This is a genomic window from Streptomyces griseofuscus (assembly GCF_014673495.1).
Classification (GTDB): domain Bacteria; phylum Actinomycetota; class Actinomycetes; order Streptomycetales; family Streptomycetaceae; genus Streptomyces; species Streptomyces murinus.
On the sequence record NZ_CP051006.1, the window covers coordinates 1,675,073 to 1,691,597 of the forward strand.

The 16,525-nt window shown below is 71.1% G+C and carries 17 protein-coding genes; all 17 read left to right on the forward strand.

Features of this window, described 5'->3' with window-relative positions:
- Positions 1 to 80 precede the first annotated feature (80 nt).
- The 17 genes from HEP81_RS07325 to fxlM all read left to right on the forward strand — a co-directional run bounded on the left by HEP81_RS07325 (position 81) and on the right by fxlM (position 16,525).
- On the forward strand, positions 81 to 455 hold the full coding sequence (locus HEP81_RS07325; RefSeq protein ID WP_243279311.1) for a DUF6415 family natural product biosynthesis protein: 375 nt from the start codon (positions 81 to 83) through the stop codon (positions 453 to 455).
- Between the two features lie 232 nt (positions 456 to 687).
- Positions 688 to 2,586 (forward strand): glycoside hydrolase family 15 protein, encoded by a 1,899-nt coding sequence (locus HEP81_RS07330; protein ID WP_037662002.1) that lies wholly within the window; start codon positions 688 to 690, stop codon positions 2,584 to 2,586.
- Positions 2,587 to 2,614: 28 nt separating this feature from the next.
- Positions 2,615 to 4,126 carry a sensor histidine kinase gene (locus HEP81_RS07335; protein ID WP_078967664.1) on the forward strand — a complete coding sequence of 504 codons (1,512 nt, stop codon included), beginning with the start codon at positions 2,615 to 2,617 and terminating at the stop codon, positions 4,124 to 4,126.
- 67 nt (positions 4,127 to 4,193) lie between these two features.
- Complete coding sequence (locus tag HEP81_RS07340) at positions 4,194 to 4,709, forward strand: roadblock/LC7 domain-containing protein (RefSeq protein WP_037662004.1); 516 nt, start codon at positions 4,194 to 4,196, stop codon at positions 4,707 to 4,709.
- On the forward strand, positions 4,706 to 5,113 hold the full coding sequence (locus HEP81_RS07345; RefSeq protein ID WP_037662005.1) for a DUF742 domain-containing protein: 408 nt from the start codon (positions 4,706 to 4,708) through the stop codon (positions 5,111 to 5,113). Before HEP81_RS07340 ends, HEP81_RS07345 begins: the two co-directional genes overlap by 4 nt.
- Before the next feature lie 43 nt (positions 5,114 to 5,156).
- On the forward strand, positions 5,157 to 5,738 hold the full coding sequence (locus HEP81_RS07350) for a GTP-binding protein (RefSeq protein ID WP_037662007.1): 582 nt from the start codon (positions 5,157 to 5,159) through the stop codon (positions 5,736 to 5,738).
- Positions 5,738 to 6,382, forward strand: coding sequence for a GAF domain-containing protein (locus tag HEP81_RS07355; RefSeq protein ID WP_037662008.1), 645 nt, complete (start codon positions 5,738 to 5,740; stop codon positions 6,380 to 6,382). The genes HEP81_RS07350 and HEP81_RS07355 overlap by 1 nt, the downstream gene beginning before the upstream one ends.
- A 54-nt stretch (positions 6,383 to 6,436) precedes the next feature.
- Entirely contained in the window at positions 6,437 to 7,678 is a 1,242-nt protein-coding gene (locus tag HEP81_RS07360) for an acyl-CoA dehydrogenase family protein (protein WP_037662010.1), read from the forward strand.
- A 128-nt stretch (positions 7,679 to 7,806) separates the two neighbouring features.
- Complete coding sequence (locus HEP81_RS07365; RefSeq protein ID WP_157854582.1) at positions 7,807 to 8,691, forward strand: hypothetical protein; 885 nt, start codon at positions 7,807 to 7,809, stop codon at positions 8,689 to 8,691.
- A 15-nt stretch (positions 8,692 to 8,706) separates the two neighbouring features.
- Positions 8,707 to 9,180 (forward strand): helix-turn-helix domain-containing protein, encoded by a 474-nt coding sequence (locus HEP81_RS07370; protein WP_037662015.1) that lies wholly within the window; start codon positions 8,707 to 8,709, stop codon positions 9,178 to 9,180.
- A 74-nt stretch (positions 9,181 to 9,254) separates the two neighbouring features.
- The gene (locus HEP81_RS07375; protein WP_037662066.1) at positions 9,255 to 9,827 is read left to right on the forward strand and encodes a hypothetical protein; all 573 of its coding nucleotides are present in this window, start codon (positions 9,255 to 9,257) and stop codon (positions 9,825 to 9,827) included.
- Positions 9,824 to 10,399: a DUF6624 domain-containing protein gene (locus HEP81_RS07380; protein ID WP_037662017.1), complete on the forward strand. Its 576-nt coding sequence runs from the start codon at positions 9,824 to 9,826 to the stop codon at positions 10,397 to 10,399. The genes HEP81_RS07375 and HEP81_RS07380 overlap by 4 nt, the downstream gene beginning before the upstream one ends.
- 74 nt (positions 10,400 to 10,473) lie before the next feature.
- Positions 10,474 to 10,941 (forward strand): DUF6082 family protein, encoded by a 468-nt coding sequence (locus tag HEP81_RS07385; RefSeq protein ID WP_037662020.1) that lies wholly within the window; start codon positions 10,474 to 10,476, stop codon positions 10,939 to 10,941.
- Between the two features lie 130 nt (positions 10,942 to 11,071).
- Complete coding sequence (locus HEP81_RS07390; protein ID WP_037662022.1) at positions 11,072 to 11,257, forward strand: FxLD family lanthipeptide; 186 nt, start codon at positions 11,072 to 11,074, stop codon at positions 11,255 to 11,257.
- An 85-nt stretch (positions 11,258 to 11,342) separates the two neighbouring features.
- Positions 11,343 to 13,382, forward strand: a complete 2,040-nt coding sequence (locus HEP81_RS07395; protein WP_243279313.1) for a lantibiotic dehydratase family protein — start codon at positions 11,343 to 11,345, stop codon at positions 13,380 to 13,382.
- On the forward strand, positions 13,379 to 14,449 hold the full coding sequence (locus tag HEP81_RS07400) for a lanthionine synthetase LanC family protein (protein ID WP_037662023.1): 1,071 nt from the start codon (positions 13,379 to 13,381) through the stop codon (positions 14,447 to 14,449). The genes HEP81_RS07395 and HEP81_RS07400 overlap by 4 nt, the downstream gene beginning before the upstream one ends.
- A gap of 33 nt (positions 14,450 to 14,482) precedes the next feature.
- A complete protein-coding gene (gene fxlM / locus HEP81_RS07405; protein ID WP_037662026.1) occupies positions 14,483 to 16,525 on the forward strand; it encodes a methyltransferase, FxLD system in 2,043 nt (680 codons plus the stop codon).

Consider the following 16,525-nt stretch of genomic DNA (forward strand, 5'->3'; position numbering starts at 1 on the left):
TCAGTGATCAGGGAAGGAGAAGCCACGCCCTTGGTGAGCCCATCCTGCGACGGGACCCGGCGGCCTCGGCGACGGAAACGGTGGCGCTCGTGCTGGGCGAGGACTCGCCGTTACCCGATACTGCCGCCGATGTGGAGGACCTCGCACTGCGGCTGCGAGGACACGTCAGCCAGCTCGGAGCTCTGACGCCTTCGCAAGAGCCAGCCCTGCTCCGTGCGCAGCAGCTCTGTTCGGGCGGCCTCCCCGATGGCTACATGCCCAGCAGGGTTCATCTGGTCAGGCTGGCCGAGGCGACCCAAGACCTTATCGCTGCCGTGCAGGCCCACGACGTGGCCCCTGCGAAGTCGGTCCAGAGACGGCGCTGGTGGAAGCCGCCGATCAACGTGCTGCGCGGCGCGGTCTTCGCTCTCGCCCTCGCGTGCGTGGTTCTGGCCGCGTCGGTGCCCCGGACATGACCGCCGCCGGGGCAGTTCTGATCGCGCTGATTCTCGGTCCCATGGCGTGGCTGGCTCTTCGTGGTGAGCGAGTAACCGACCGCATTGCTCCACGGGACGTGGATCCCCGGCCGAGGCAGAACAGTCCTCCCCCGGACCGGTAACCACCGTGCCTCTCTCACCGACACTTCCCGGCCGCCCCGGCGGCCCCGAAGCCACCCCCGGGTCCACGGGGACTACGGAGACCCACACGATGAAACGCCTCCCGCGCATCGAGCAGTACGGCCTGATCGGCGACATGCAGACCAGTGCCCACGTCTGCGATGACGGTTCGATCGACTGGCTGTGCCTGCCCCGGTTCGACTCGTCGGCCGTCTTCGCCGGCCTGCTCGGCACGCACAAGCACGGCACCTGGCAGATCGCCCCGGCCGCGCCTGGCCCCTCCGGGCCCAGAGCGGTCGCCGAGCGCCGGTACCGCGGTGACACGCTCGTTCTCGAATCGATTTGGCGCACACCGGACGGGTCGGTCCGCGTCCTGGACTTCATGCCGCCTCGCGACGGGGCACCGCAGGTGATCCGGATCGTCGAGGGCCTGGTCGGCGAGGTTGCGATGGTCTCGGCCATGTGTCCGCGGCCGGGATACGGCAGTGTCAGCCCGTGGATCCATGAGGCCGGTGGGCGCATGGTCGCGGAGGCTGGCGCGGACGCGCTGTGGCTCGACACCTGCGTCCGGCAGGTGGAGAAGGACGGCGTCGTCGTCAGTGCCTTTGCCGTCCGAGCCGGGCAGAGCGTGGCGTTTGTGCTCAGCTGGTCCCCGTCCCACGCACCGGCTCCGGGGATCCCCGATGCGAACGCGGCGCTCACCGAGACACTCGCCCTCTGGCAGGACTGGACGCGGCAGTGCGCCTACGACGGCCCCTACCGTGAGGCCGTGGTCCGGTCTTCGATCGTGCTGAAAGCGATGACCTACGGGCCGAGCGGCGGGATCGTCGCCGCGCCGACCACGTCGCTGCCCGAGGAGATCGGCGGCGACAGAAACTGGGACTACCGCTTCACCTGGCTGCGCGACGCGTCCACCACCTCGGCGGCGTTGCTGGGGACCGGGTACCGGCAGGAGGCACAGGCGTGGCGGCGATGGCTGCTGCGTGCCGTGGCCGGGGACCCGGAGAACCTGCAGATCATGTACGGAATCACCGGAGAGCGTGACCTGCGGGAGCGGGAGCTGCCGTGGCTTCCCGGATACGAGGGCTCGGCCCCAGTACGGGTGGGAAACGGGGCGGCGGACCAGCTCCAGCTCGACGTGTACGGCGAGGTCATCGACACCCTGTACCTGCCGCACCAGAGCGGTGTCGCCCACTGCGCCGACACCGCGGTCCTGCACCGGCGGCTCATCGAGCACCTGGCGCGGCGCTGGCAGGAGCCCGACGAGGGCATCTGGGAGATCCGCGGGGGCCGCCGGCACTTCGTCCATTCCAAGGTGATGGCCTGGGTGGCGGTCGACCGCACCATCCGCCTGGCCGAGGCCGGCGCGCTCGACATGGACGTGGCCCCTCTGGTCGAGCTGCGGGCGACGATCCACCGGGAGGTCTGTGACAAGGGCTTCGACCCCGTGCGCAACACCTTCACCCAGTCCTACGGCTCGAAGGAACTGGACGCTGCCACGCTGCTCATCCCCCGCACCGGCTTCCTGCCACCCGACGATCCGCGCGTCATCGGCACAGTGGATGCCGTACGTCGTGAACTCTCCACGGACGACGGGCTCGTGTACCGGTACCGGACCTGCGGTGAGGCCGCCGGGGTGGACGGCTTGACCGGCGACGAGGGCACCTTCTTCCTGTGCGCCTTCTGGCTCGTCGATGGCCTCGCCCTGACCGGCCGCCTCGACGAGGCCCGCGCCTTGTTCGAACACCTCCTCGCTCTGCGCAACGACCTCGGGCTCCTGGCGGAGGAGTACGACCCCATCCAGCAGCGCCAGCTCGGCAACTTCCCGCAGGCGTTCAGCCACATGGGCCTGATCCAGAGCGCCCTGCTCCTTCAGCAGATGGTGGCGCAGTCCTCCCGCCGCCAAGGTGGCGTCGCGGTTCCGACGCCCCGCTCGGCCTCCCGCAGCACGCGCCAGAGCGCCGCAGACCTGACGCCGCAGCACGCTTAGCCACCCCACCCCCCTGACGAGGATTTCCATGTCTGACAGCGCCTTCCTGGCACGGCCAGCCGCTACCAGCCACCGCAGGCGGCGGCCCCCGGTCGACGCGAACACGCTGTACCTCGCTCGCCGCGCAGTGGCACTGCCTCTGGTGCTCCTTGCCGCGCTGCTGGTCGCCGCCTTCGTTCTCCGGTCGGTGTCCGTCGTAGGCACCGGCTGGGTCCTGGCCGGCCTCGTCTGCGGACTGGCGGGGGTCGCCGCGGTGGCGGCACGCGGAGCGCGCGCCGTCGCCAGAGCCGTGCAGTCGGCCGTGGAGGATTCCCAGGCGGCAGCGCTGCAAGCGGTCGCAGTGGCAGCGGCAGCCGTCGAGAAGTCAGTGCAGTGGTCGGCGGACCAGCTGTGCCGCGGAAAACGCCCGCCGTTGCCAGACCCGCAGACCCCGCGGTCGCCCCATCCGAACGCCGGGATCGACAACGCCCTGAGTGCCCTCCAGGCGCAGGCCATCGCCTCGCTGATCCGCGTGCACGACGAGTCCCAGTCCGTCGTTCTCCTGGAAGTGCTTCGCCGCCTGGCCATGCGCGAGCACGCCCTGGTCAGCAAGGCACTCCAGGCGCTGAGCCAGCTGGAGATGCTGACCGACGACCCGGAGCTGCTGGCCCAGATCTTCGAGATCGATCACCTCGTGACGCGGATGCGCCGCCAGGTCGAGAGCACGGCGGTCCTGGGCGGGCAATCCCTGCGCAGCGTGCGCCGGCCCGTTCCCGTCACGACGGCCCTGCGCGGCGCCGTCTCCGAGGTCGTGCAGTATCCGCGGGTGGCCGTCGCGGCCGGATCTGTGGGCGCCGAGCTGGGTCTGCCCGGCCATATGGGCCCGGACCTGACGCACCTGCTGGCCGAGCTGATCGAGAACGCCTGCGAGTGCTCGGATCCGGCGACGCGGGTGATGGTGCGCGCGCAGCGGGTGCCGCACGGGCTGGCCATCGAGGTCGAGGACCGCGCCATCCCCATGCCCCCGCAGACGCGGGCACAGATGAACCACCTGCTCAAAGCCCCGGACGAGGTCGACGTCAGCGGCCAGGTCCGGGCCGGACAGCTCGGCCTGCTGGTCGCCGCGAAGATCGCACAGTCACACGGGCTGTCCGTCCTCCTGCAGGAGAACCCGACGGGCGGCACCACCGCCCTGGTCGTCATACCGGCACGCCTCCTGGTAGCAACTCCATCGGTCAAGGACGCGGACGCACTGCCGCCCGAGGAAGCCCGCACCTCCGGGCGGCACCCGCAGGTGGCTGCGGCTCCTGCCGCCCCGAGGGCGGGTCAGGCCGCACGCCCCGGCGCTGCTGGGGCACCGATCGCAGCGGGGCATTCGGCCGACGTGCCCGCTCTTCCCACGCGCACAAGCAGGCCGGACTCTTTCCGTCCGCCACACGAGCGGGAGCAAGCACCCGTGGCCGCGGCAACGCCCGGGCTCGCAGCCGCCTTCCGCAACGGCCTCCGGGCCGGCGGCACCGCCGGTTCCCTTCCTGCCTCGGCAGAACACCCCACACCCTGACCCGACCTTTCGCGTTCCCGGTGGCCGCGTACGTCCGCTGGCCCTTCCCCCTTCTGGAGCGATCCCTATGAACACCCACCCCGCGACGAGCAACGTGACTGGCGATGCGCCCGCATCCGCGACCACCACAAGCGGACAGCGGGACGGCATGGCCTGGCTGCTGCGTCAGTTCGCCGCCGAGACGCCGGGCGTCACGCACGCCGTCCTGATCTCGCGCGACGGACTGCGGCTGCTGGACAGCGACGTCGACAAGGACTGGGCGGACGAACTGTCGGCCGCCTTCAGCGGGGTTGCCTCCCTCGCAGCGAACATCACCGGCCCCAGCCACAAGAAGAGGCCGGCCCGGCAGGTCATCATCGAGCGCGACGACTGCCTGTTCTTCGTCCAGAGCGCCGGCCGCAGCGCGGCCTTCGACAACCACCCCGGCAACGACCGCGGTGAGGTGGACACGATCCTCGCCGTCATCGCCACCAGGGACGCCGACGCAGGCACCGTCGGGTTCGAAATGGGCCGCCTCGTCCAGAAGTTCGCCCCGTACATGCTGATCTCCGTCCGTGTCAGCACGGACGGAGAAGTCCGGTGAGCACGCCCGGCCCCGCGGCCGAGCAGGCGGTGTTCGTGCGGACCTACATGCTCACGCGCGGGCGCACCAAGCCGCGGCACCTGCTCGGCCTGGAAACCGTGCTGGAAGCGGGACCAGGCAGGCCCGGCCCGGCGCAGGCCGAGGAGTGCGAGGAGATTCTCGCCCTGTGCCGGGAGCGCCGGCGGTCGGTGGCCGAACTGGCCGGCCGACTCTGCCGGCCCGTGACCGCCGTCAAGATCCTCGTCTCCGACCTCCTGGACGCCGACGCCCTGACCGTCCCCCTGCCCCACCCCTACGCCGATACCGGCGCGGGATCCCGTCCCTCTACCCAACTGCTGGCAGCCCTTTCAGCGGGCTTGAGGAGGAAGTGGCCTGATGCCATCGCCTATCCCCAGGCCGGATGACCCGGCCACCGTTGGGCCGCACCCGCAGGCCGGTGCGCCGACCGTGCTGAAGATCGTCATCGCCGGGGGCTTCGGCGCGGGCAAGACCACCGCCGTGGGCGCCGTCAGCGAGATCACACCACTGAGCACGGAGGAGTACCTGACCGAGGCGAGCGCGGGCGTCGACAACCTGGCGGGCATCGAGGCCAAGCAGACCACCACGGTCGCCTTCGACTTCGGTCGCCTGAGCCTTCCCGACGCGCTGACGCCCCTGGAGCTGTTCCTGTTCGGCACGCCCGGCCAGGACCGGTTCGTCGATCTCTGGTACGACATCTCCCGCGGTGCCGTCGGCGCGGTCGTCCTCGTCGACACCCGCCGCCTGGAAAGCAGCTTCACCCCCGTCAGCTTCTTCGAAGACATCGGTCTCCCCTTCGTCGTCGCCGTCAACCAGTTCGACGGGGCGCACCGCTACCACCCCGAGCAGGTCCGCACCGCTCTCGGACTCCCCGCCGCCGTGCCGGTGGTCACCTGCGACGCCCGCGACCCGAATCACGTCGCCGGCGTTCTGCTGACCCTCGTCCACCACGCCGACGCCGTCACGAGCCGCGTTGGTCACACACCTTCCACCACCCTCCAGGACGCCTGATGTCACAGCACCCCAGCGACTCCTACCGCACGCCGCAAGCCGCCGCCCCATCCGCACGGTCCTTGCCGCGACGCGACATGCGGGACGCCCACCGTGGCCTGGTCACCCCGCCCGCCACCGCCCTCACCAGCCAGCCGCCCCAGCGGGCGTCGGAGCTGGCGCAGCGTTACGAGCTGCTTAACCGCTTGGGCGTGCCCACCGTGCCCAACGAGGATTTCGACGACCTGGCCCGCGACATGGCCACACAGGCCAGATTCTTGTACGGGTTCGTCAACCTGTTCCTGGAGGAGCAGACCTTCATCGGGCTGCACCAGCCGCCCGCGGACAGCGGATACGTGATCGTCGGCCGCACCATGAGCCGGGACCACGGCTGGTGCCCGGAGGTCATGGCCCGCAAGAAGGCCCTCCCCCTGCACGACGTGCACGCGTCCCCGCGCTTCAGCGGCAACGCGGTGGTCGACGCCGTCGGGATCCGCTCCTACTTCGGCGCCCCTCTCATCGACGACAGCGGCACCGTGCTGGGCACGGTGTGTGTCATCGACCCCGAGAAGCGGCCCCTGGCCGATGCCCGCCGTCTGCGGGACATCGTCATCAACGCCGCCACGCAGGTGCTGGACCACATCGCCCGCGCCCCCCTCCGCTAAGCCGTCCATCCCCAGCCGCTCCACAGCGCGACCTTCACCAGGGAGAGGGAGACCATGTCCACCACACTGCCACCGGCACTGCGTCCCTACCTCACCGCCCGCCACCACCTGCTGTGGCAGGAGGCGGACGCCTTCGCGGCCGAGTACGTCGCGCCGCGCGTCGCGCGGATGGAGGCCGCCCCAGGCAGGGTGGAGCGCAAAATCGCCGAGTGGACGGCCGCGCGGGGCTGGTTCGGCGTCACGGTTCCGCCGGCCTTCGGTGGGCTGGGCGCCGGGCATGTGGCCAAGACGATTCTGGTCCATCGCATCGCGCGGGTCTCTGCGGCTGCCGCAGCCATCCTGCAGGCCAGTTTGATCCCGGTCGGCGCCCTGCTGCGCTGCGCCACGCACGAGCAGAAAAGCCGCTGGCTGCCCCGCATCGCGGGCGGCTCACTGCTCTTGTCGATCGCAGTGACCGAGCCGCTCGGCGGCGGACACATCGGCGGCATCGAAACCATCGCCGAACGCTCCGGCAGCCAGTGGGTGATTACCGGCAGCAAGATCCACATCGGCAACAGCCACTTGGCGGGAGCCCACCTGGTGATCGCTCGCACCGCCCAGCCGGGTGTGAGCAGTTCCCAGGCGCTGACCGCGTTCATGGTCGAAGCCGACCGCCCCGGGCTCACCGTCGCCGAGCACCGCCCTGCCCTCGGCCTGCACGGTTTCTCCGCCGGCCGCCTCGACCTCGACCACGTCCGCGTCCCCGAGGACCACGTGGTCGGCGAGATCGGCCAGGGGCTCAGCGTCGCCCAAAGCGGCAGCATCCTCTCCGGGCGCCCCAATCTGGCCGCGCTCAGCCTGGGTCTGCACGAAGCGGTGGTGGACATCACCACCTCGTACCTCAAGACCCGGCCTCGGTACGGAAGCGTTCTGTCCGACCTCCCGGTCATACGGCACCGCATCGGCCAGATGGAGGCACACCTGCGTGCCGCCCGCGTCCTGGCCTACCAGGCCGTGCATCTCCTCGACCTCGGCGTGCCCTGCGACGCGGACCTGATCACCGCCAAGCACCTCGGCCACAAGTGGGCGGCCGAGGCCGCCCAGGCCGCGATGGAACTGCACGGGGCACACGGACTCGACGGCGGCTACGTCCTCCAGCGGCTCTGGCGCGACATCCAGCACACCTACGCGCCCGCCGGGACCGGTGAGGTCCAGCGCCTGCGCTTGGCCGAGACGGCTCTGCACGAGGACCCCATCCAGTGGTCCGAGCACGTCACCGCGCAGACCGACTGGGCTCCCGATCCCACCCCCGCATGAAGCCCCCGTGCGCGGCCCCCGTGAATCCGCAACGCCGCGCACGGGCCCGCCGCCGGCCCGACACTGCCCTTCCCCCGGGCAGGCGGGGCCGGCGGCACCACAGCACACCACCGAACCCGGAAGTGACCATGACCGCGAACCCCCCGACAGTGCCCGAGCAGGCCACCGTGGGAAGTGCCGTCGCTTTGAAGCAGCAGCTCGAAGGCGCTTTGAGGGAAGCCGCCTTCACGTCGTCGGTCGAATCGGCCGACAACGGGACGGCCCTGAAGCTGACGGTGTACAGCAGCAGCTACTGTCCCTTCGAGGACACCGTGGAAGCCGCCTCCGAATGGCTGCGTGAAGTCGGCATCAACGCCACCGCCGCACGGGACGAGGAGACCTTCCGGATCGTCCTCACCCTTCCCACCGCCGACTCCGTGCGCACGCTCATCGCGACGCTGCTGCAGCCCTGGATAACCGCCCGCACCACCGCCAAGCATCTCGACGACGTGCTGTCGGACCACGGACTCGACGCCACGATCGACGTGGGAACGAAGGCCCTCAGCCTCCACCTGGCCGAGGACGAGCTGGACTCGGCCGTCACCCTCGCGCGGCTCCTCGGCGCCCCGGACATCGGAGAAGATCTCCAGCTCCACCGCCGGCGCGGGGTTCGCCGGCTCACCGAGCGGATCCTGTGGCTGATCACCGGAGTCGTCGGATCTCCGGTGTCCGCAGACATCGAGCCCGCCTGCGAGCACGAGGTCGACCGCCTCACGATCGGGATGAGCCTGGAACAGGCGCACCGTCTGACGCAGCGCCTCCTCCTCGCAGAGGTCGCCGACCCGACCGCACGGCTCCAGCGGCTGCTCGGCAAGACAGTGGGGACGGGCGTCCATGTGGCGTCGAAGCCCAAGAACACATCTGGATCCGACCGTCTCACGATCACCCTGAGCCCCGAGCAGGGGCGCCACCTGACGCACCGCCTGGACCCGGACAGCGACGCCATCCCGGCTCACGAGCTGACCACACACTGATCTGGACCTCACACCATGACCACCACGACGTCACCGACCAAACGACTCACCCAGGCGGAGAAGGATCTCGCCCTGCCACTGGCGGCCGGCCTGGGCGTACACACGATCGCCGCCAAAGAGTGCCTGGCCTCCTCGACCGTCAGGAGCCGTGTCAAGGCGTTGCGATCGAAGCTGGGCTGCCCCGGCGCACCACTGCACGTCCTCGTGCACGCCATCCTGTCTGCCGGGCATGCGCCGAACCCCGTAGCCCCCAGGCCCGCCCCCGACGTCAGCTCCGAGCAGGCGAAGCTCTGGCGCGCGCTCGCCAGCCACAAGCTCGCGCTCGACATCGCACACGCCGCCGGCATCGCCCCCGCGGATCTGAAGGAACAGACCGACCAACTCCTCACCGCCGTCGGCACCACCGATCTCACGCAGCTCGTCATCCTCGGCCACGCCTGGGACAAGCTCCGCTCGGACCACGCGACGCGGAGCGGAGCGAGCCTGTGAGCATCCCTCCGACTCTCGCGGGCCGCGAGGAACCACCGTCCGCGGCATCCTCCATCCCGGCGCCCCCAACCGCCGTGTACGAGGTGCGCACGTTACGCACGGACGCCGAGCATGAGGAAGCTGCCGCCCTTGTCCAGGACCGACAGCGCTGGCTGACCCTGCACGGGCTCCCCGTACCCGCCCGAGCCGACATCCCGGCGCAATTCCGCGAGCCGCAGACCCGGTCCGCCGGACTGTTCGAGGACGGGAAGCTGCTGGCCTGCATGATCCCCGAGCATGCCCCCGACCTCGGATGGGGCAAGGGGCCGTGCCTCTTCCTCCGCAGCGTCCACACCCTGCCCGACCAGTCCGACGGCATCACCCGCCTGATCACCCTGTGGGCGTCCGACCTGGCCGCCCGGCTCGATCTCCCCGTCGTACGGGCCGAGACTCTAGCCCGCCACGCCCTCGAAGCCGAACCCCTCGCTGCCCTCCTGCGTCGGTTCACCGACATCGGCTGGGACGTGTGCGGATCCGGCCCCGGACGCGACGGCGATCGAGTCGCCCGCCTCGAACTCCAAGCGGAGCACCGCCCCACGCTCAGCGCGATGATCAGCTGCCAGGTCCACGTGCCTCGACCGACCTCCGATGATCGGAGCGACACGTGACGAGCGACGAACCGCAGCGGCCCGACCTCGCCCGCGAGCTGATCGCCCGCGCCACGGAATCGGCCGCACACCGGGCCGCGCACGTGCGCGGCCAGCTCGACGCCGTCCAGCTCGGGCGGGCCCGGCACGCCGACCACGCTAATACCAAGGTGCTGCGCCGCATCCTGGCCGAGTACGACTGGCCCGGCCACTGCCTCGTCGGCCCCGACGCGGCCCGTGCCGCGTGGAGCATCGCTCTGCACAGCGACTACGACCCCGCCTTCCAGCGCGCCGCCACCACCCTGCTGGGACGTGCGGTCCAAGACGGCGACGCGTTGGTCCAGCACTGGGCGCACCTGTACGACCGCGCCCTCGTCACCAGCGGGCGCGACCAGGAGTACGGCACCCAGCTCCTGTTGCACGCCGACGGCATCGAGCTGTGTCCGCTGCGCGCGCCGGAGTCCGTCGACACACGCAGGGCCACCGTCCGTCTGCCGCCGATCGCTGTCGCTGTGAAGGCGATGCGCCGCCGGTACGCCCCTGACGGCTCTGCCGATGAATCCCCGACCGTCGTCCTCGCGGGGGCCGCGTGAACACGCGGAACACCAGCTTCTCTCCCAGTCGGCCTTCCGGCCGCAACTCCGCTCTGCGAAAGGATCGTTGACCGATGAAGCTCACCACCGCCGTCCTAGCTGCCGGTGCTGCCGTCTCCCTCACCACCGCCGTGGTCGGAGCCGCCCGGCTCAGGCAGGACGCGCGGCACCAGGCCGAGCGCAACGAGGTCATCGTCACCCGCAACCAGCTCGACTGGCTGGCGCAGATGTCCACCGATGCCAGCCTCGCCAAGCTCTGGGTGCCCGAGGGCATGGACGTCGAGGAGTACATGCAGTTGCTCAGCGCCAACCAGCTCATCTGCATGCTCAGTCTCCGCGACCGCCTCGGCTTCGTCCGCGACGGGCAACTGCCCTTCTACGCCTCGATGGTCATGAGCAGCGACGTCTGCCGACGGTACTGGCACCGCTTCGGCGATCTCCGCGCCCGGGAGGCCGAGGGCGACCAGCGGGCCGAGCACTTCACCCATGTGCTGGACCAGGCCGCGAAGAACCAGCCGCACGCGCAGCCCGCCGCAGCCTGACGGCACCACCCCGGTTCCCAGGCGCGCGACTGCTCAGGCGACTTCGCAGCCTGTCGGCGTCTGGCAGCAGACCCCGGGGCCCGACCGGGCCTCGGCATCCCGCACCATCCGCCACTCCTAGGAGGCATGCATGACCGCCGTCCAGGCCGAGAGGCCGACCGCTCCCGCACAGACGGACCTCGTGAAGGCCGATGCCGACCCGTTCGGGCTCGACATCACCTTCATCGAGGGCACGCCGGCGACCGAGACGGTCCTGATGTGCAGCACGGGCGACACCTGCGGCAGCTCCTGCCCCAGCGCCTGCACCACCTCGTAAGCCGGATCACCCCGGCAACGCGGGCCGGACGGGGCTCTCCCCGTGCGGCCCGCCCCTCCCGCCTGCAGAAGATAGGAGAGCCCTGATGACACGGCACCGGCCCAGCCTGTACGAGGCCGCGGGGCAGGCGATGCTGCGCGCCGCGGTCCACACACCCGAGCCCGCCATGCCGCCCTGGCCGACGGCCACGGCGCCCGCGGAGGAGTGGCGCGCGTGGCTAAGCACGGTGTGGTCCGATACCGGCTTCTGCCGGACCGTGTCGCAGGCGAGCCTGAACCTCGCCGAGCAGGTGCAGGCCATCATCGAAGGCCGCACACCGAAGGTGCGCCGGATGCGCCGGGCGGCGCTGTCCACTGCGCGCTACGCGATCCGATATGCACGCCGCTCCACCCCTTATGGCCTGTTCGCCGGCGTCGCCCCGCTAGCCTTCGACCGGACCGCGTCCGTTCGTATCGGGGACGAGCACCAGGTCGTGGTCCGTCCCGAGCCGGCCGGTCTCGATGACGTCCTCAGCACCTGGGAGAGCGACGCGGCGCGCATGGCCGACGCCGAGGTCTGCGTCAACACCCTGATCTATCAGCGTGGCCGGCACATTCACGTACCGTCCGAGGGCGACGCCGAGTTCCGCCTCGCTCTGAGCCCCGCACTGCGCCTCGTACTGGACCTGGCCCGGTCACCGGTCACGTATCGCCAGTTGTCCGACAAGCTGGCCGCGGAGTTCCCCGCCGTGGACGGCGCCGCGCGCGAACGGCTACTCGGTGAACTGCTGCGGGTGCGGTTGTTGCGCTCCTCGCTGCGCGCGCCCGCAACCGTCGCCGACCCAACGAACGTCCTACCGCCTGCGGCGCGCGCTCAGGCAGCCGGGCTGCGCGCCGCATGCGACCTGCGGTTGGACGCCGACGTGCGGCTGCCCGAGCAAGTGCTGACCGAAGTGCAGACCGCCGCGTCCGTTCTGGCCCGCCTGGTCACCCATCCGAACGGGACACCGAGCTGGCGGCGGTGGATCGAGCAGTTCTCCGAGCGCTACGGCGAGAACACCCCGGTGCCGGTGGACGCGGCCACGGACCCCGACCGGGGCGTGGGTTTCCCAGCAGGATTCGTCACGGCGAGCGAACCGCCCCGGCCGATGTCCCGGCGCGACCGCCTGCTGCTGGAGCTGGCCGGCACCGCCGCCACCGAAGGCAACCGCACCGTCGCGCTGACCGGGGCGGTGATCGAGGAACTGGAAGCAGCGGCTGGGGACAAGCCCCACGGCCTGGCACCTCACCTCGAACTGGCAGCCCAGGTTCACGCCATCTCCGTTGCGGCCCTGGACCGGGGCGACTTCCGGCTGCGCGTGCTGACCGTCTCCCGCTCCGCCGGATCGATGACCGGCCGGTTCTGGCATCTGTTCCCCGGCACCGAGACGGCGTACGCGAACCTGCCCACGGTCGATCCGCAGGCGGAACTCGCACAGCTCTCCTTCCACGCCGGACGCGTGCCGGCCGACCTGCTCACCCGCGCGCCCCAGGCCCTGCCCCGCGTGGTGAGCGTCGGCGAATTCCGCCGTCCCGCCCCGCATGTCCTCTTCCCCCGCGACCTGTCGGTCACCGTCACTGACGGCCGCCCCCAGCTGGTGGAGTCCGCCACGGGCAAGCCGCTTGAGCTGCTGGCCCCCACCGCCATCAACTTCCTGTGGAACAACTACACCCCGCCGATGGCCCGCTTCCTCGGCGAGATCAGCCGAGCGGCCTCCCCGCAGGTCACCTGGTTCGACTGGGGCGCCGCCTGGACCCTGCCCTCCATCCCGGCCCTCACCTACCGGCGCACCATCCTCACCGCTGCCCGGTGGAAGGTCCGCAGCCGCACGTTGCCCGCCCGCACCGCCCCACTCCAGCAGTGGGCGGACCAACTCCACGCCTGGCGTGCCCGGTTCCGGGTACCGGAGCGAGTCCTGCTCGCCGAAGACGACCAGCAGCTGCCCCTCGACCTGTCCCGCGACGTCGACCTGGACCTCCTGCGCGCGTACCTGGACGCCAGCCCCTTCGGCATCGCCAGCCTGCATGAAGCTCCCCCGCCGGACGCCGACGGGTGGATAGACGGCCGGGCCCACAGCATCGTCGTCCCCCTGGCCAGGCGCTCATGACCACGACCACCGTGCCCCGCACGCAGGACCTGTCCGAGGGCGCCCTGGGGATGGCCCTGCTCGACATCGAGCGCGGCGACCTGTCCACCGCACGCCGCCACCTCACCGAGGCCACCGCCCGCGGGGTCAGCACCGGCAGCAACGCCAGCCTCTTCCACGGCGCACCCGCCCTGGAGTTCGTCCTGGCCCGCGCCCACGGGGCCGGCGACGACGTCCGCGCGGCCGTCGACCGCGTCGTGGATGCCCGACTCGCCGCCGCCCACCGCCGTCAGGCGGCCGGCGTGCTGCCCCACCTCGCCGAATGGGACCTCATCCGCGGCCTGACCGGACTCGCCGCCCTCCTGCTCTCCCGGCAACCGCCCGCTCCCCGGTTGCCCGACGTGCTCGCCTGCCTCGTCGCGCTCGCCCACCCCACCTCCGGTGGGGGCCGGATACTGCCCGGGTGGTGGTCAGCGGTCGGCCCGGACGGGAAGGAGATGGCCGGCGGTCACGGCAACAACGGCATGGCCCACGGCATCGCAGGCCCCCTGGCCGTGCTCTCCCTCGCCCTGCGCGCCGGAGTCAGCGTCCCCGGGCAGGAGGAGGCCGTCCGCACGTTCGCAACCTGGCTCGACCGGCACGGCGTCCACTACTGGTCCACCGCAGCCCACCTGGACGCCGAGCAGCCGCCCGCGCCGGAGCCGGCCCGCCAGTCCTGGTGCTACGGCCAGCCCGGTATCGCCCGCGCCCAGCAGCTCGCCGCGCTTGCCCTCGGCGACCTGGCCCGGCGCCAAGCAGCTGAGGACACCGTGGAGGCCGTCCTGAGCGACCCGCTGCGGCTCGCCCGGATCACCGACTCCGCGCTCTGCCATGGCTGGGCCGGGCTGCTGATGCTCACCCGCGCGGTCGCCGCCGACAGCCCCGCGCCCGAACGCTTCACCCCGATCATCCAGGACCTGCACCAACGGCTGGCCACCGGCTGGGAGCACCTGCCCAAGCTCGGCTTCATGGAAGGCCGCGCCGGCGCCCAACTCGCCCTCCAGGCCGCCGATACCACCGGCTGGAGCCGCGCCCTCCTCCTCACCTGACCCTCACACCCGCCGCCGTGCAAGGAGCTTCCTATGACCTTCGACGACGAGAATCTGCCGATCCCTCCGGCCACGTCCTGGTGGCACGCATCTGTGGCCTTCACCGATCCGCAAGTGGACGCTGCTCGGACCCTGGCGACCGCGCTGGCCGGGCGCCGCTTCCACTTCCTGCGCAAGGACGCCGGCGTGCGCCTGCGCACCGAACAGCCCGCCACCGGCCTGCTGGACCAGCTCGTCGCCGACCGCGTGATCACCGGCTGGACGGGCGGAATGTACGAGCCGGAGACCCATGCGTTCGGCGGCCCTGAAGGCATGCAGGTCGCACACGACGTGTTCTGCGCCGACAGCCCGGCCGCGCTCGCCGAGACCGGCACCCCCGGCGCCCGCGAGCGAAGCGTGATGCTGCTGTCCGCCATGATCCGCGAGGCCGGGCTGGACCCGTTCGAAGCCGGAGACGTGTACGCCCAGTGGGCCGCCCTGCGACCCCCCGTCACCCCGCCCCAGGGAGCCGCCCTGGACGGAGCCGTCTCCGCGATGCGGCGGCTGATGAACGCCGACGCCGCCCTGCGCCCCAACGCGGAAGTCGGCTGGGGCGAGCGCGTCGGCGCGTTCGAGGACGCCGGCCGCCGCCTGCACCGGCTCGCCGCCGACGGCCGACTGATACGCGGAATCCGCGGCGTCATCGCCCACCACGCCATCTTCGCGTTCAACCGTGCAGGCGTCCCTGCCGAAGTGCAGGCCGCCACCGCGTGGCTCGGCCGTCACGTCGCCTTCTCCTCTGGAGAAGGCGACGTGTCTACCCGCAAGTCCGCCTCTGCGGAGCCTAGCCTCCCCCGAATGGAGACCACCGTGACACCGGTAACCGACCCTGACCAGCTGCGCGAAGACCTCGCCCAGCGGCTCGTCAACAGCGGCCACCTGCGCAGCAAGGCGGCCATCGACGCCTTCCGCACCACCGACCGGCACGCCTTCCTGCCCGGCGTCGACCTGGGGAGCGCGTACAAGGAGGACGCGGTCCCGATCAAGCACGACGAGCACGGTGAGATGATCTCCTGCATCTCCGCGCCGTCCATCGTCGCCACCCAGCTCGAACAGCTCGGCGCCCAGCCCGGCCACAAGGTCCTGGAAGCCGGAGCCGCCACCGGCTACAACGCCGCCCTCCTCGGCAAGATCGTCTTCCCCGGCGGGCAGGTCTGGACTCTCGACGTCGACCAGGATCTCGTCGCCGGCGCGAGCCGGCACCTCGCCGAAGCCGGCGTCGACAACGCCACCGCGGTGATGGCCGACGGCGCGGCCGGACTGCCTGAACACGCCCCCTACGACCGGATCATCTTCACCGTCGGCGCCGGCGACGTACCCGTGAAGATCCTCGACCAGCTCGCCCCCGCAGGCCGCCTGGTCCTGCCGATGCGCATCCGCGGCAGCATCTCCCGCTCCTTCGCCTTCGAACGCGACGGCGACACATGGAAAACCGTCTCCTGCGAGATGGCCACCTTCATCCCGCTGCGCAAGGGCGTCTGCGACGACGTGTACACCCTCGTGCCGATGGCCGGCGAGGGCAACGTGCGCCTGGAGACGTTCAGCGAGCAAGACGTCGACCGCGACGCCCTGCATACCGTCCTCGACGAGCAGCAGACCAAGATCTACACCGGGGTGAAGTTCCGGCAGGGCTCGGCCTGGGAGTGGCTGTACCTGTACCTGGCCTGCGTGCTGCCCAACGGCCTCTCCCGTCTCCCGGGACAGCGCCCCGGGTTTACACCGCACTTCCGATGGGGCTCCATGGCAGCCCTCGACGGCGGGTCGCTGGCGTACCTGACCATCCGGGAAGGCGAGGACGAGAAGGGCCGGTACTGGGAGGTCGGCGTGATCGGCCACGGCAAAAGCGGCGCCGACCTCGCCGAGCGCGTCGTGAGCGAGATCCGCGCCTGGGACGCGAGTGGCGGCAACGACGCCCCCGAACCGGGCTTCCGTATGGCCACCGCGGACTCGCGTGACCATCTGACGGTGGACGACGCGCGCTTCGTCATCGACAAGCCCTACAGCCGACTTGTCGTCGACTGGACGCGCAAGGGCTGA

Excerpts from the sequence above, each read along its gene's own strand:
- HEP81_RS07340 (WP_037662004.1), top strand. The coding sequence starts at position 4,194 with ATGAACACCCACCCCGCGACGAGCAACGTGACTGGCGATGCGCCCGCA.
- fxlM (WP_037662026.1), top strand. The coding sequence starts at position 14,483 with ATGACCTTCGACGACGAGAATCTGCCGATCCCTCCGGCCACGTCCTGG.
- HEP81_RS07365 (WP_157854582.1), top strand. The coding sequence starts at position 7,807 with ATGACCGCGAACCCCCCGACAGTGCCCGAGCAGGCCACCGTGGGAAGT.
- HEP81_RS07390 (WP_037662022.1), top strand. The coding sequence starts at position 11,072 with ATGACCGCCGTCCAGGCCGAGAGGCCGACCGCTCCCGCACAGACGGAC.
- HEP81_RS07335 (WP_078967664.1), top strand. The coding sequence starts at position 2,615 with ATGTCTGACAGCGCCTTCCTGGCACGGCCAGCCGCTACCAGCCACCGC.
- HEP81_RS07370 (WP_037662015.1), top strand. The coding sequence starts at position 8,707 with ATGACCACCACGACGTCACCGACCAAACGACTCACCCAGGCGGAGAAG.
- HEP81_RS07400 (WP_037662023.1), top strand. The coding sequence starts at position 13,379 with ATGACCACGACCACCGTGCCCCGCACGCAGGACCTGTCCGAGGGCGCC.
- HEP81_RS07330 (WP_037662002.1), top strand. The coding sequence starts at position 688 with ATGAAACGCCTCCCGCGCATCGAGCAGTACGGCCTGATCGGCGACATG.
- HEP81_RS07385 (WP_037662020.1), top strand. The coding sequence starts at position 10,474 with ATGAAGCTCACCACCGCCGTCCTAGCTGCCGGTGCTGCCGTCTCCCTC.
- HEP81_RS07360 (WP_037662010.1), top strand. The coding sequence starts at position 6,437 with ATGTCCACCACACTGCCACCGGCACTGCGTCCCTACCTCACCGCCCGC.
- HEP81_RS07395 (WP_243279313.1), top strand. The coding sequence starts at position 11,343 with ATGACACGGCACCGGCCCAGCCTGTACGAGGCCGCGGGGCAGGCGATG.
- HEP81_RS07355 (WP_037662008.1), top strand. The coding sequence starts at position 5,738 with ATGTCACAGCACCCCAGCGACTCCTACCGCACGCCGCAAGCCGCCGCC.